Source organism: Mycoplasma sp. P36-A1, from assembly GCF_049478495.1.
Taxonomy (GTDB): domain Bacteria; phylum Bacillota_I; class Bacilli_A; order JAJDGJ01; family JAJDGJ01; genus P36-A1.
This window is the reverse complement of record NZ_CP168083.1, coordinates 1,205,218-1,221,306: the sequence shown is the minus strand read 5'-3', so window position 1 is coordinate 1,221,306 and position 16,089 is coordinate 1,205,218. Positions and strand designations below refer to the sequence as shown.

The 16,089-nt window shown below is 25.7% G+C and carries 16 protein-coding genes; 14 read left to right on the top strand and 2 right to left on the bottom strand.

What is annotated here, in order from left to right:
* The first annotated feature begins 164 nt into the window (after positions 1-164).
* The 10 genes from ACD762_RS05865 to ACD762_RS05820 all read left to right on the top strand — a co-directional run bounded on the left by ACD762_RS05865 (position 165) and on the right by ACD762_RS05820 (position 9,567).
* A complete protein-coding gene (locus ACD762_RS05865; RefSeq protein WP_423363062.1) occupies positions 165-623 on the top strand; it encodes a MarR family winged helix-turn-helix transcriptional regulator in 459 nt (152 codons plus the stop codon).
* 1 nt (position 624) lies between these two features.
* Positions 625-1,776 carry a cation diffusion facilitator family transporter gene (locus ACD762_RS05860; protein WP_423363061.1) on the top strand — a complete coding sequence of 384 codons (1,152 nt, stop codon included), beginning with the start codon at positions 625-627 and terminating at the stop codon, positions 1,774-1,776.
* Positions 1,777-1,792: 16 nt separating this feature from the next.
* Positions 1,793-2,203 (top strand): flavodoxin domain-containing protein, encoded by a 411-nt coding sequence (locus ACD762_RS05855; RefSeq protein WP_423363060.1) that lies wholly within the window; start codon positions 1,793-1,795, stop codon positions 2,201-2,203.
* 26 nt (positions 2,204-2,229) lie between these two features.
* Positions 2,230-2,769, top strand: a complete 540-nt coding sequence (locus ACD762_RS05850; RefSeq protein WP_423363059.1) for a glutathione peroxidase — start codon at positions 2,230-2,232, stop codon at positions 2,767-2,769.
* Positions 2,770-2,941: 172 nt separating this feature from the next.
* On the top strand, positions 2,942-3,769 hold the full coding sequence (locus ACD762_RS05845; protein ID WP_423363058.1) for a hypothetical protein: 828 nt from the start codon (positions 2,942-2,944) through the stop codon (positions 3,767-3,769).
* Between the two features lie 3 nt (positions 3,770-3,772).
* On the top strand, positions 3,773-4,441 hold the full coding sequence (locus ACD762_RS05840; protein ID WP_423363057.1) for an HAD family hydrolase: 669 nt from the start codon (positions 3,773-3,775) through the stop codon (positions 4,439-4,441).
* 16 nt (positions 4,442-4,457) lie between these two features.
* Entirely contained in the window at positions 4,458-5,348 is an 891-nt protein-coding gene (locus ACD762_RS05835) for an ATP-binding cassette domain-containing protein (RefSeq protein WP_423363056.1), read from the top strand.
* Positions 5,341-6,942, top strand: a complete 1,602-nt coding sequence (locus ACD762_RS05830; RefSeq protein WP_423363055.1) for an ABC transporter permease — start codon at positions 5,341-5,343, stop codon at positions 6,940-6,942. The genes ACD762_RS05835 and ACD762_RS05830 overlap by 8 nt, the downstream gene beginning before the upstream one ends.
* Before the next feature lie 178 nt (positions 6,943-7,120).
* Positions 7,121-8,983 carry a metallophosphoesterase gene (locus ACD762_RS05825; protein ID WP_423363054.1) on the top strand — a complete coding sequence of 621 codons (1,863 nt, stop codon included), beginning with the start codon at positions 7,121-7,123 and terminating at the stop codon, positions 8,981-8,983.
* A gap of 113 nt (positions 8,984-9,096) precedes the next feature.
* Positions 9,097-9,567: a GNAT family N-acetyltransferase gene (locus tag ACD762_RS05820; RefSeq protein WP_423363053.1), complete on the top strand. Its 471-nt coding sequence runs from the start codon at positions 9,097-9,099 to the stop codon at positions 9,565-9,567.
* A gap of 89 nt (positions 9,568-9,656) precedes the next feature.
* On the opposite strand, the gene ACD762_RS05815 is transcribed toward ACD762_RS05820, so the two are convergent.
* Positions 9,657-10,244: an undecaprenyl-diphosphatase gene (locus ACD762_RS05815; protein WP_423363052.1), complete on the bottom strand. Its 588-nt coding sequence runs from the start codon at positions 10,242-10,244 to the stop codon at positions 9,657-9,659.
* A gap of 64 nt (positions 10,245-10,308) precedes the next feature.
* A complete protein-coding gene (locus ACD762_RS05810; protein WP_423363051.1) occupies positions 10,309-10,812 on the bottom strand; it encodes a hypothetical protein in 504 nt (167 codons plus the stop codon).
* Between the two features lie 160 nt (positions 10,813-10,972).
* On the opposite strand from ACD762_RS05810, the gene ACD762_RS05805 reads away from it, so the two are divergent.
* The 4 genes from ACD762_RS05805 to rlmD all read left to right on the top strand — a co-directional run bounded on the left by ACD762_RS05805 (position 10,973) and on the right by rlmD (position 15,797).
* Positions 10,973-12,193, top strand: a complete 1,221-nt coding sequence (locus ACD762_RS05805) for an MFS transporter (protein WP_423363050.1) — start codon at positions 10,973-10,975, stop codon at positions 12,191-12,193.
* A 531-nt stretch (positions 12,194-12,724) separates the two neighbouring features.
* Positions 12,725-14,191, top strand: coding sequence for a DEAD/DEAH box helicase (locus ACD762_RS05800; RefSeq protein WP_423363049.1), 1,467 nt, complete (start codon positions 12,725-12,727; stop codon positions 14,189-14,191).
* Between the two features lie 27 nt (positions 14,192-14,218).
* Positions 14,219-14,413: a YwbE family protein gene (locus ACD762_RS05795; protein WP_423363048.1), complete on the top strand. Its 195-nt coding sequence runs from the start codon at positions 14,219-14,221 to the stop codon at positions 14,411-14,413.
* Positions 14,414-14,441: 28 nt separating this feature from the next.
* Positions 14,442-15,797 (top strand): 23S rRNA (uracil(1939)-C(5))-methyltransferase RlmD, encoded by a 1,356-nt coding sequence (rlmD, locus tag ACD762_RS05790; RefSeq protein WP_423363047.1) that lies wholly within the window; start codon positions 14,442-14,444, stop codon positions 15,795-15,797.
* Positions 15,798-16,089: the final 292 nt, after the last annotated feature.

Here is a 16,089-nt window from a genome sequence, read left to right as displayed (position 1 = left end):
AATATACTCACATAAGTAATTGATTATTGCTATTATTGTACTAGTATGAACATATTAGAAATAAAAAAATAATAACAAAAAAGTTGACAATGTAACAATCAAGAGTATAATACATTGTATACAACGAAACAACATTGTACACAATGTAAAAGGAGGTTGTAAGTATGAAGTATAAACAATTGAAATTAGATAATCAATTATGTTTTCCTTTATATGCATTATCAAAAGAAGTAGTTAGATTATATTCACCATATCTAAAAAAATTAAACCTAACATATACTCAATATATAACAATGATGGTTTTATGGGAACATAAACATATTAGTGTTAAAAAATTAGGTAGTAAATTATATTTAGATACAGGTACATTAACACCACTATTAAAAAAATTAGAAGCAAAAAACTATATTCAATTAACAACAGATAAAAAAGATAAAAGAAGTGTTATTGTTACTATTACACCAGATGGAGATCTATTACAAGAAGATGCTAAAGACATACCATTACATATTGCTTCATGTTTAAATTTAGATGAAGTAAATGCTCAATTACTATATGATACCTCATATCAATTGCTATCAATTATAAATAAAGCAGAAGATAAAGAAAGTAGTGGTGATTAAATTGTTTGATAATTACTTGGATAATAAACTTAAAAATAATCCAAATCAAATAATATCAAGGAGCAATTTAATAAAAGAAGCAAGTATAATTGGTATACTAGCCAATGTCTTATTTGCTGCAATCAAACTAATAGTAGGACTAGCATCTAACTCTATTTCTATAATCTCTGATGCAGTTAATAATTTAAGTGATGCTTTAAGCTCAGTAATAACTATTGTTGGTTTAAAATTATCACAAAAAGCACCAGATTTTAAACATCCATTAGGATATGGAAGAATAGAATATATCTCAGGAATGATTATTTCAGTTATAATCTTATTAACAGGATTAGAATTTTTAAAAGAAAGTTTTTCTAGAATATTTAATCCAAGTATAACCAACTATGCTTCAATACAATTTATAATAATTGCCATAACCATAGTTGGTAAATACTTATTATCTAAATATGTAATAAGTGTTGGTAAAAAAACCGAATCTGATTCATTAATAGCTTCAGGAATGGATGCTAGAATGGATGTATTAGCTACAATATTAACGGTTGTAGGAGCTTTAATATCACACTTTACTGGTTTATATTTAGATGGTTATATAGGAATAATTCTTGCCTTATTTATTATGTATACGGGAATTGATTTATTAAAAGATACTTTTAGTAGCATAATTGGGAAAAGACCAGATAAACAACTTGCTGATAAAATAAGAAAAGATGTTAATAAGTTTGAACCAATACTAGGAGGTTATGATTTAATAATACATAACTATGGTCCAACTACAAGACTAGGTTCAATAAATGTTGAAATACCAGATGTTGCAACAGTAGAACAAGCATATAGAGCCATGGACTTAGCACAAAAAGAAATCTATAATAATTATCAAATTTATTTCACTTTTGGATTGTATTCTGTAAATACTTATGATCAAGAAATTATTGAAGTAAGAGAGAATATACGAAAAATGATGAAAGAAATACCAGGAGTAATTAATATTCATAACTTTAATTATGAAAAAGAAAATAACTTAATAAGATTAGATATAGTAGTCGATTTTACCATACAAGATTTTAATAAGTTTAAAAAAGAAGCAAACAATATAATTACCAATGCCTATCAAGGATTTTCAACGATAATAAATGTAGACTTGGATTATTCATAAAGAAGGGTGATTAAAAATGAAATATGCAGTAAGATACTATTCAAGAGGTGGAAATACTCAAAAAATAGCTAAAGCAATAGCAAGTGAATTACAAGTAGAAGCAGAAGATATCTATCAACCAATTAAAGAGTCAGTAGACTATTTATTCTTAGGAGAAGCTATCTATGCTAATGGTATTGATGATAAAATAAAAGAATTTATTAAAAATACTGATCCAAAATTAGTAAAAAAAGTTGTGATTTTCTCAACTTCAGCAATAAAAAGTTCCGCATATCCACAAATGAAAAAAATATTAGAAAATGCAAACTTTAAAGTAAGTGAAAAACAATTTCATTGCAAAGGACAATTTAGCTTTTTCCATAAAGGAAGACCAAATCAACAAGATTTAAAAGAAGCTCAAGCTTTTGCAAAACAATTTGAATTATAAAATAAAAAATAAAAAGGAGAATCAAAATGAACATCTATGATTTCACAGTAAAAGACAACAAAGGAAATGAAGTATCACTAAAAAAATATGAGAATAAAGTATTACTTGTTGTAAATACCGCAACTGGTTGTGGTTTAACTCCACAATATGAAGCTTTAGAAAAAATGTATCAAGAGCTTAACAAAGAAGGGTTTGAAATTCTTGATTTTCCTTCTAATCAATTCTTACATCAAGCACCAGGTACTGATGAAGAAATACAAGAGTTTTGTACATTAACATATAACACAACCTTTCCAAGATTTTCAAAAATTGATGTAAATGGAGATACTGCAATCCCACTATATAAATGGTTGAAAGAAGAACAACCAGTTGATAAAACAGATGCAAAATCTAAACTGTTAGATATTACAACTAAACCATTAACATTAGGAAATGCAAAAGAAGATATCAAATGGAACTTTGGTAAATTCTTAATTGATAAACAAGGAAATGTAGTAGATCGTTATGCTCCTGGATATGTACCAGAAAAACTTGAAGCAGAAATAAAAGATTTACTTGCAAAATAACAAAAATGACTACAATTTAGCTAAATTGTAGTCATTTTTTTCACATTATTAAATAAATGTTAACTAATATATAAATAATATCAATAATTATTTAAGATAGTAGGTAATCTAGATAGAAGATATTAAAAGATAATGATATAATTATGATATCTTAGATAAAGGAAAGAACATAATGGAAAATATAAAAATAGGTTTAGATTTAGGCTTAAGTAGCATTAAAATTATCATTACTAATAATAAAAAAGAAATATTAATAAGAAAGTTAGTTGATAATGATAAATGTGATATAACTTTATTAGATGAATATCTAATAGGTTTATTAAATAAATCTAAAGTTGAATATATAGTAGAACAAGTAATCATTACGGGAATTGGGCAAAATAGAATAGATAAAGTCTTAAATACTAGACCAATATTTGTTGATGAAATACAAGCAATAGGTTATGGAGCACAGGTGGTTTCTAGTTTAAATGATTGTATAGTAGTTAGTATAGGAACAGGAACAGCCTTTGTAAATTGTCATAATAATGTGGTAGAACATATAGGTGGAAGTGCTTTAGGTGGTGGAACTATCATAGGTATTGGAGATCGAATGTTTAATACAACTAGATTTAAAGATATTATTAATTATGCAGTGCAAGGTGAAGTTAATAAAAGTGATCGTATGATAAAAAAAGATTATACAAAAAATGATGGTAGTAATATGTTAATAACAGCATCTAATCTTGGTAATGCAAGTGAAGAGTTTGTTAATGATTTTGATATTATGATTGGCTGTATAAAAATGGTTGTGCAAAATGTTTGTATAATGGCAGCTTTGTATGCAAAGCAATATCAACAAAACAACATAGTAATTACAGGTTCACTTGCTAATTTAGAACAGGTATATGATATTGCAAAAGATGTTGGAATACTACATGATGTTAATTTTATAGTTGGAAAGAGTCCAATGTATACTACCTTAACTGGAGCTATGCAACTAAGTGAAAAAGAGGAATAAAATATGAATAATAATCTTGTTTTTGTTTTCGACTTTGATGGGACAATAGTCGATTCTATGCCATTTTGGAATAATTTAGTAAGTGATTATCTAAATGAAAAGGCAATAGCATATCAAATTAATTATTTATATGATGGATTAGATGATACTACTACTAAAGCAGTATGTAAATGGTTAAATACTAAATACTTACCTCACATAAGTAATGAAGCAATAGAATTAGATTTAAGAAATAAAATGAATGATTTTTATAGTAATAAAGTAACATTAAAACCAGATATGATAGAAATACTAGAATATCTAAAACAAAAACAAATACCAATGATAATATTAAGTGCTACTGAGACACAGTATTTAAATAAAGCATTAAAACACTTAAATTTAGAACATTATTTTGAAGCTGTCTATAGTGAAAAAGATTTTGGACTAAGTAAAAATAATGAGCATTTATATAAAGAGTTTATTAATAAAGCTAATTTAAATGATAAATATATATATTTGATAGATGATAATTACAAAGTAGTAAAAGCATGTCAAAATACAAATATAAAAACAATTGGTATTTATGATAATACTCATTCAAAAAAACAGTATGAAAAATTAAATACACATGCTGATACATGTTTTATTAATAATAAAGCTTTACTAAATTATATTAAAACAATTGTTTAATAAGGGGGATTACATTATGAAGGTTATCAATGTAAATAATTTAAGTAAATTTTTTGGAAAAGTACAAGCCTTAAACAATGTCTCTTTTGATATTGAAAAGGGTGAAATAGTAGGTTTTATTGGACCTAATGGAGCAGGAAAATCAACAACACTAAACATTTTATTAGGACTAATAAAAGCAAGTTCAGGCAGTGCTAAAATAAATGATTATGATGTTTGGAATCATAATTTAGAAATACATAAAGATATTGCATATGTGCCTGGTGATGTTAATTTATGGCCCAATATGAAAGGTATAGAAGTAATAGATATGTTACTTAAAATACAAGGGCCAATAGATACTAAAAAAAGAGACAATTTAATAAAGATATTTGAATTAGATATCAATAAACGTTGCAAGGACTACTCTAAAGGGAATCGTCAAAAAGTTGCTTTAATTGCTGCTTTTGCATCAAGTGCAAGTATCTTTATTTTAGATGAACCAACATCAGGATTAGATCCATTAATGGAAAGAAAATTTCAAGACGAATTAGAAAAATTAAAACAAGAAGGTAAAAGTGTCTTATTATCTTCACATATTTTAAGTGAAGTAGAAAAAGTTTGTGATCGCGTAATTATTATTAATAAAGGAAAAATAGTAGATGATGGCTCACTTTCAGATTTAAGATACTTAACTAAATCTGTTTTTAAAATTGAATCTAGAGATCCAATAGATATATATGAATTTAAGAATACTAGTAACTTTGATAAAGATGGTTTTAGATATAGTTTTGAAGTTGATAATAAAGAAGTAAACAAATATTTAAATATTATAGCTAAATATAACTTAACTTCTATTGAAATAATGCCAACATCATTAGAAGATTTATTTTTAAATCATTATCAAAGTGGTGAAATATATGAATAGTAAAATTCATAATTTTAGTATTATCTTAAAACAAATGCTTTATAATGATCGCTTTTTTATCTTTTTTTGGGTAATAGGTTTAGCAATCGCAAATTTAGTAGTTTGTAATTTATATCAAAGTATTTTCAATGAACCAGCTTATATTTCAAGCTTTGTCTTGTTAATGGAAAATCCATTATACAAAGCTATGTTAGGAGCAATAAGTCAAGGAGTGACTACAACAGCTCAACTGTTTTCTGGGTCCATGACAATTTTTATGAGTTTAATAACAGCTATGATGTCAATCTTTTTAGTTAATAGAAATATGCGAGATAGTGAAGAAAAAGGAAAACATGATTTACTACTTGCAAATGTATTAGGAAGATATAGTATTATAACAGCAGTAATAATTGAAGTTTTAATAGTTTTTGTATTATTAACAACAACAACTGTATTGGCAATAAATATAAGTAGCATTACATCAAATACTTTAGGTGGAGATTTTAATTATGCTATAAGTGTTGCAAGCACCTTTGTTTTATTTGCAATGATAACATTAGCAGTAAATCAATTGTTTGAGTCAGCTAAAATAACAAGTGGTATTTCATTAATAATTCTTTTTAGTATTTATATTCTTAGAGGATTTAGTGATGTCTTTAATGATAAAATATCATCAATATTTCCATTAACATGGTCCATAATAGGTAAAGCATATTTAGATAATAATTACTTTGGAATATTCTTAAATTTTCTATTTGCACTTGTATTCATTATAGTTGCTATAATGCTTTACAATAAAAGAGATCTTAAAGCTGGTGTAATAACATTAAAAGCATCAAAAGCTAAGAATAACATCATGTTAAACACATTGCCAACAACCATTATATATCAATGTAAATGGCTAATAATAGTTTGGCTATATGTTTTAGTAGCTATAGGAATCATGTATGGTTATTTCTTTAATGAAGTAGATGTATTCTTTCAAGATAATCCAGCACTAAATAGTTTTCTATCCTTTAATAGTAGTGAATCAATATTAATACAATTTGCTACACTACTAGTATCAATCATGGCTATAGTAGCTAGTATTCAAGGAATCCTAATAATCTATAAAATAAAAACCGAAGAATTGAATAGCTATATTGAAAACATCTACTCAAGAAAAGTATCAAGAAATAGATATTTACTATCATACTTTCTAATTGCCTTGTTATTTACAACAATAACCTACTTATGTGGAGTATTATCATTATCATTTATGATAAATCTTGTAACAAGTGAAGGAATAAATGTCGTTGAAGTACTAAAAGCAGCCTTAATACACATACCTTTTATTTATGTATTAATATCAATAGCAACCTTTTTGTATTCTGCATTTATCCATAGATCATCATTGATCTGGCTTTATTTAGGATTTTGCTTTTTCATAAGATATTTTAAAGGATTTTTAAATATTCCAGACTATATTGCTAACTTTTCAATATTATATTTATTACCAGATTATCCAATAGAACCACTTAATATAACACTTGTGCTGTTATATCTATGTATAAGTATTGCAATATTCTTAATTGCCTTAAAAATATATGTTAAAAGAGATATAGTAAAAGAATAGTTTAAAAGCTACATTATCAACTAAATGATTATGTAGCTTTTATTATGTAAAGTTATTACAAAATTTCACAATTATAAATAAAACACATATATTTACTAATAAATACTATAATAAATAATATAAAAAACTATAAACAAATGGCAATCTATTGTTTTAAAATTAAGTGAGGAGAATAAAAATGAATGCCAATAAAGCAGCAGAAAGTAATATCTATAAAGCTGAGTTAAGTCTAAATAATATTAATAATCAAGATATGACTAAAAGTATCTTAGAAGAATTTTTTGAATTAATACCCCAAAATAAAAGAAGAAGTGTCAATAAGACCTTCTGTCAAAGCCAATACTTTGAAATTGTGTATAACAAAAATAATAATGAATTTATTGTTAAAGGTAAAAAGGATATTATATTTTCAACTATTCCTTATGACACCTCTAGAAATTATATGCAAAAAGCTGCCATTAACTATATAAAGAATCCAGATAAGACTAGACAATATCTAAAAAAACATGAAGACAATATTAGAAAATATATTGCTGCAGCTTTAGTGCAAAAAACTAATAAAAAAGTAATGCCAAAATCAAAAGATGTTACAAGTTATTTCAATAAGATATTTAAAGATCCAGCATTTGAAATTCAAATATTAGGTAGAATGATGCAGCATGATGATACAGGTCCACTTTCAGCAAATTTACCTGGTAAATTTTTATATGAAGAAAATAAAAAAACAGGTATCTCTGCATATATTATGGAATATATTAAATTTATAATACCAATTACAAACCAATTACCAATAAGAACAAATGGTAAAAAAGTTAAGTTGCTTGAAAAAGATTTAATAAATCATAAAACTAAATATCTAAATATAGTTAATAATAATCAAATAATATATTTAGAACAGCCTCAAGATGATACTGTGCAATTACCAACTAATGTTATAAATATTTTAACACCTATAATTTCAAAACATAATTCAGTAAATCATACACAGATACTGCTTAAATCCAACTTAAAAGAAGAACTATCACAAGTAAGGAAAAGTTATCATGCTCATAGTGTTGATCCTTCAAAACTTGAAAAATATTTCGATAATGTTTTACCAACAAGTAATGACAATTTAATTAATGTTATCTCAGATATTCATAATAATGGTAGTGAACTAGCAATAAAAAATAAAAATTTTAATATTCTAGTAGGTGATATTTCTGAAAATAAAATTATAGATAATGATATTAAAGGAATCTATGTTATGGGAAATCATGATATAAAAGATGCCGTTTTAAATAATTCATTAAAAGATGAAAAAAAATATTTAGAATTTAAAAAGTTTTCCTGGTTTAATACTTTTGTTTTAGACCCTGAATCATATTGGTATTTATTGCCTGTTGGAGACAATCATTTTTATGAAGTTGTAAAACAAGACATTGAAACACGCTTTAGCAAAATAAAAGTATTAAACAATGAAAGTTTTGACTATCAGGGAATACGATACATTGGTCTTACTATTCCAATTGTATTAAAAGAAAGAAAAAAACAATTGCAAGACTTTATTTTTAATACATTAAAACGATTGCTAGTTGATCAAAATATACCAACAGTTATTGTTTCACATGCACCATTATTTAATGAATTAAGCAATTTGAATCCATCAGCAAAAGCATATAAAAAAGAAAACAATTGTAGTGATGAAAGAATTCTTAAACTATTTGAAGAATATAATATTATTGGTGCAATTCATGGGCATCACCATATACCTGCATCACAAGGAATTGTAAAGAAAAAAACATTTGTTAAGAAAGAATTATTTGTTGTTTGTTCTATATATTCAAATATTAATACAGGATTTGAATTAAGCAGTTTGTTACCAACAACTGCAAATAACACATTTGTTGATAATGTTAAGAAAGAAAATCTAAAAGAAATAACAGTAGTCAAACAACCAACAGCGATAAATAAATTGAAAGCTATTATCCAGAAAAATAAGCTAAAAAATAAGAAAGTAAATAAGAAAAGCAAATCAAAGAAAAAGAAAGCTAAAAGATAAAAGATCTTAAAGTTAACTAAATGTAAAGTATAGTGTGAATTAATGATTTGAAAAAGTTACCTTTACTAGTTATAATATATATTATATTAAACTAATAACAGGGGATGAAATGGATGATTAAATATACTAAAGCAGTATATAGTGATGTAGATACTTTAATAAAATTATATGATGAATTAATAAATGTTCATGTAGAAATAGAACCAGATTTTTTTAAACAAGCACAACAAAGTAAAGCTTTCTTAGAACTAATAATTAATAATGATGATTGTGCTATAATAATAGCAAGAGAAAATAATAAAGCAATTGGTTTTGTCTTAATACAAACAGAAAGATCAATACGCTTAAGTATGATGAAGAAATATCGTTATGCCTACTTAACAGATTTATATGTAAGTAAAGATTATCGTAATCAAGGTATAGCAACACATCTAATAGAATATTGCTACAATTGGGCGTATGATAATAAATTAGACTATGTAGAACTAAATGTCTATACTAGAAATGAAGAAGCAATAAAACTTTATGAAAAGTTAGGATATCGAAATAAAATAAATACTTATATTAAAAAGATAAGTTACTAATGCTATCATTGCTGATAGCATTTTTTAATTTAAAACTAAATAAAGATTTGAGCACAAAAAAAGGTGAGTATACTCACCTTAAAATAAACTTATTTATTACTTGCTAATAAATTTGCTCCAAATTTATTAATCTTAATTACAGTATCATTTAATAATTTACTTTTACCCAGGGTATTAACAACAACAATGGCACACATAGTTCCAATTACTGCAGCTACTATCACATCAATAGGATAATGGACACCAACCCAAATTCTAGAAATACCACCTAAGATTGCTAGTAAAACATATAAGAATTTGTATTTGCTTTTACTAAACATAAAAAAGGTATATAAAGTTGCAAAGAATAAAGAAGTATGGTCACTTGGAAAAGAATTCCCAGGTGTTTTGTGTATAAGTTTATTAACATTTTCTAAAGATACAAATGGTTGTGGATGATCAATAAAGACACCACATAACTTACAAATAACCATTGCAATCGCAAAAGAAACAAATGCACAAATCAACATTTTTCTTGTTCTTATTTTATTATCATTAACAAACCATTTAGCAAGCATCAATCCAGCTATTAAAAATGGAAGAAACTCAGCTATAAAAATCATTATTGGGTTTAAAAAAGATAAAGACTTTGCTAAACCATTAATTGCTCTAAATATACTAATATCAATACTATTCATAATTTCACCTCTATTTATAAAATACATCTTTTATTCTAACAAAAAAGACACATCTAACTTGTGTCTATTTGATAACTTTTTTAGCTAAAAGATTACCTTTGTAGTTACCATCTACTACAGTATCAATATATTCAAATCCTAAATCATGATAATAACTATTTAATTTATCATTACCAACAATTGCATCTAACCTAATATATGATTTATGTTTAGTAACAGCTTCATTCAAAGCATAGTTAAGTAACATCTTACCACCATTTTTTAATTCTTTTTTGGTAACTAGATTATGAACAAATAAAGCATCACTGTAACCAGGCCAACGTGCATCTAACTCTAATAGAGTCATAGCTCCCCATATAACATTAGCTTCATCTTTTAAAACATAAAGTAACTTATCATCTACTAAATCTTCAAAATAACTATAAGTATATTTAGCTAAATAACCACTCTTATTCCATTGATCAATTCCAACTTCATCCATCCAATCAATTCGATGTTTTATTAAATCTATTATAGGATAAATATCTCTTTTTCTAGCATACTTTAACTTATATAAAACTTCACTCATTATCATCACCTCTTAAAATAATAATAGCATAATTATTTACACTAGAGATAGCTAAAATACGTTTTAATAGAACAATAACTATAAATAAACAATCTTAAATAAAAAAAGATTAGTAGCTATAAATAAAATAATAATTTATAATATAAAAAGGAGTGATAACATGCAAAATTTCAAAAAAACATTCATTAAAGTATATAGTGGACAAGCTTTTTCAATCGTATCAAGCTCAGTAGTTCAGTTTGCTTTAATATGGTATATAACATTACAAACAAAATCAGGATTATATGTCTCATTAGCAACCTTAGCTGCCTTTTTACCACAAGGTATTATTGGTATATATGCTGGAAGTGTAGTTGATAAATACAATCGTAAAAACATAATGATATATGCTGATATGTTTGTAGCAATTATGAGTTTATTATTACTAATCTTATCTAATATTTACACACTAAGCATTCCAATGATACTAATTTTTTTAATGTTAAGATCTATAGGAACCGCTTTTCATGAACCAGCCTTACAAGCGAGTGTTCCATTAATAGTACCAACAGAGAAACTATTAAAATATAACAGCTATGTTAATATGATTAACTCAACATCAAATATTATAAGTCCAATGATAGCATCTTTTTTATTAGCAGTAGCTAATATCAACTTCATTATAGCTTTTGATATACTAGGAGCCATTATAGCAATAAGTATGATAAAAATAAGTGACATACCTAATGTAGTACATGAGCACTTTAAAAAAGAATCATACATAGACAGTATGAAACAAGGATTAAGTATAGTAAAAAACAACAAAGTATTAAAAGTAATCTTTATAAATGGATTATGTTTTACAATCCTATACATGCCAATTACATCATTATTTCCATTACTTATTAATCAACAATTTTTAAAAGATGAATCAGGTATTGCAATTGTTCAAGCAAGTTATGGTATAGGGATGTTACTAGGAGCTATAGTAGTGACAAAGTTAAAAATATTTAGAATATTACTAAGAAACTTAAGTATTGCTACAATACTAATAAGTATTTCTTTATTTATAAGTTATTTCTTGAATGTAGATCAATTTTATATTTTTATAGTAGTGTGTCTACTACTTGGTATGGGTGCTCCTATTATAAATACCTCAGTAGTAACAATGATTGCAAAAAATGTTAATAAAGAATATTTAGGTAGAATATATGCTAATTTAAGTACTATTACTATAATAGTAATGCCAATTGGTTTATTAATATCAGGTAATGTAGCTGATATTATTGGAGTAAGTAATTGGTATTTAATATCTAGTATATTATTTTTAGGATTAGTAATCTTTCAGTATACGGCTTATAAAATTATTTCAAAAGATAAAACTAGTAAAATATATAAATAAATTACAAGTTAGCTATATAGAATAGCATTAATAAAATTATTGATGGAGTGATTTATATCGCTTCATTTTTATTTTATTTATAAATATAAAGTGCTATAAGCATTACTTTAGTGTATTTACTAATAAATATAATAATATATTATACGTTTTATGTGTAATATTAAAATAATAATAAACATAGTTTACCATTTGTGCTATAATATAAATTGTATAATATTGAAGTTATTTCAATACATACAATAAATAAGAAAGACATGATTATAGATAATAAAGTAATAATACTTAAATATCTAAACAACTAATAGGTTGCATCAAGTAAAGAATCTTGATAAAACCTTGTTTTTATGTTTAATAAAAACACATGATCACTTACTTACAATACAAAATTACAGTTAGATATAAATATTTAACTATCTATATATTAGAGATAATAACAAAAAACCTATTTGTTACAAGAGTATTTTATTGTGAGTAAACTATTTATACTAAATAAAAGTAGAATAAAATACAAGTAAAAGATAAGGAAACTCTATGAAATTTGAACAACTTGGGATTAGTGCGCCTATACTAAAAGTACTAGCAGAAGAACATTATGAAAAGCCAACACCAATACAAGAAAAAACAATACCAAGTGCTCTTGAGAAAAGAGATATACTAGGTTTGGCACAAACAGGAACAGGTAAAACAGCTGCCTTTTCAGTACCAACATTACAAATTTTAGCAAATCAAGATATTAATTTTGATAAAAGAAAATTAAAAGCCTTAATATTAACACCAACAAGAGAATTAGCAATCCAAATACAAGAAAGTATGTCAACTTATGGTAAATACTTGCCATTAAAATCAACTGTTATTTTTGGTGGTGTGAAACAAGGTAGACAAGTAACAGCTTTAAAAAAAGGTGTTGAAATATTAATCGCAACACCTGGAAGATTGATGGATTTAATGAATCAAGGTTATGTAAAATTAAATGATATTGAAATATTTATATTAGATGAAGCTGATAGAATGTTAGACATGGGCTTTATAAATGATATAAAAAAAGTCATGGCAAAATTACCTAAAAAGAAACAAACTATGTTATTTTCAGCAACAATGCCAAAAGAAATAAGAGGAATAACTGATAAATTATTAAACAATCCAGTAGAAGTATCAGTTACACCTGTTTCATCAACAGTAGATACTATAGATCAATCAATAATCTATGTAGACAATAATAATAAAATAAATGTTTTAAACAAAATATTAAATGAACATCCAAGTTCACCATTCTTAATATTTACAAGAACAAAACATGGTGCTAATAAAGTAGAAAAAGATTTAGCAAAAAGAAAATTTAAAGTAGAAGCAATACATGGAAACAAATCTCAAAATGCAAGAGTTAGAGCATTAGATAAGTTTAAAAATTATCAATTAGATGCATTAGTTGCAACAGATATTGCAGCTAGAGGAATTGATATAAACGAACTTAAATATGTAATCAACTTTGATTTACCAGAAGTACCAGAAACATATGTACATCGAATTGGAAGATCTGGACGTGCAGGTAAAGAAGGTTTTGCGATATCATTATGTAGTTTTCAAGATAAGCCATTACTTAAAGACATTGAAAAAGTAATTAAGAAACAAATAGATGTAATAGATAATGAAGAATATCCAATGGAAGACTTTACGCCTAAAGCTAAAAAGAAACCTAATAATACACCTAGAAGAAAACCTAGTCATAAAAATGATAAACCTAAGGTTAAAAAGGCATATAAAATAGATAAGAATGATAAAAAAGCAGTTGCTAAAGATGAAAGAAATAAAGAAGCTAGAAAAGAAATAAAAAGAAAAATTACTGATAAGAAAAAACGCAACAAAACAAGTGATGAAAAAGTAAGTCTTAGCAGTAATAAAAGATATAAAAGAAAAGATGATAAAACTAATTCATCAGATAGAAATAAGAAATTTAAAACTAAAGGTGAGAAAAAACCTCGCCCAAGTAAAAATAAATAAAAATTACTATGAAAAAAGGATAATAATATGAAAAATACTATTAGAAAAGACATAACAATAGGTAGTAGTGTAAGAGTAGTTCAAAAACAAGATCAAAGAACAGGTAAACTAACAGAAGGTGTTGTTAAAAGACTACTTACAAATTCAGCGCAACATCCACGTGGTATTAAGGTCATGTTAGAAAGTGGAATTGTAGGCAGAGTACAAGAAATAATCGAATAACATAAGCTAAAAAGAAAGAGGTATTTAGATGGAAAATAACACATTAAGAAAAAATGAAAAAATTAAAGTAGATATAATAGATTTAACATTTGAAGGATTAGGAGTAGCAAAGCATAATGGTCTAGCAATATTTGTTAAAGGAGCTTTAGTAAATGAAGAAGCATTAATAAGAATTACTAAAGTAGAAAAAAGATATGCATTAGCAGATGTAATAAGTTTAGATGTTATATCAAAAGATAGAGTAAAAGTTGAAAATAAGCTATTAGATAGTACTATTCCTTTACAACATTTAAGATATGATAAACAATTAGCATTTAAAACAAAAATAATAAAAGATATATTTGCAAAAAGCAAAACAATTAATGATGTAAGAATAAACAAAACAGATGGTTCTGCTAAAGAATGGCATTATCGTAATAAAACACAAGTACCAGTAAGAGATGAAAATGGTAAAATGGTAACAGGAGTTTTCTCAAATAAATCTCATCAAGTATTACCAGTAGATGATTTTAAGATTAATTTAGAAGGTATAGATGAAACAGTCTCAAAAGTAAGAGATATATTAATGGAATTTGGTGAAAAACCATATAATGAAAAAAGACATACAGGAAATATAAGACATATAATAGTAAGAAAAAGTGAAAAAACTAATGAACAAATGATTATTATTGTAACAAGATCAAAAAGTTTATTCCCAACTTCTAAAATAATACCTGCAATAACTGAAAAATTTCCTAATACAGTAAGTATTATTCAAAATATTAATAATAAAAAATCATCTGCAATATTTGGAAATGAATCAAAAACATTATTTGGTACAGACTCATATAAAGAAGAAATACTAAACAAAAAATTTATTGTGACACCACAATCATTTTTACAAGTAAATACACCACAAGCCGAAAAGTTATATACTAAAGCTATCGACTTATTACAACTAACAGGTGAAGAAATAGTTGTAGATGCATATAGTGGAATAGGAACAATATCATTAAGTTTAGCAGACAAAGCAAAACAAGTAATAGGAATAGAAGTTATTCAAGAAGCAGTAGATGTAGCAAATGAAAATGCGAAACTAAATAATATAAACAATGTAAGTTTTAAATGTGGACTAGTAGAAGAAGTAATAGACTCATTAGAAGTAAAACCAAATGTAATTGTTGTAGATCCACCAAGAAAAGGATTAGATCCAGACTTTGTGAATTCAGTAATAAATATTAATCCAGATAAAATAGCTTATATAAGTTGTAATCCTGCAACACTAGTAAGAGATTTAGAAAAATTTAAAGAAGCTGGTTATGCATTTAATGAAGTATTCCCAATTGATTTATTCCCACAAACAGTACATGTAGAGACAGTGGCGTTGCTTACTAGGAAGAAGTAGAAACATAGTTGAAAAGCCTTTATTTCAAGGGGTTTTAAAGAAAATCGAGATTTTAGGAGAGATGAAAATCATACTTGAAGTCTCGATTTTTGTTTGTTCAGAAACATATCAACTGATTTGAATTTTGTGGGGTTGACACTACCAGATTACTTTTTGGGTAGGTTGACACTACAAGAAAGATGACACAAATATTATTATCAGTACCTATGTGGGGGAAATGAAAGTAGCTTAATTGATACAATGGAAAATTGAATAACTGCCTTGATTTCAAGGACTTTGTAGGGAGTTGGAT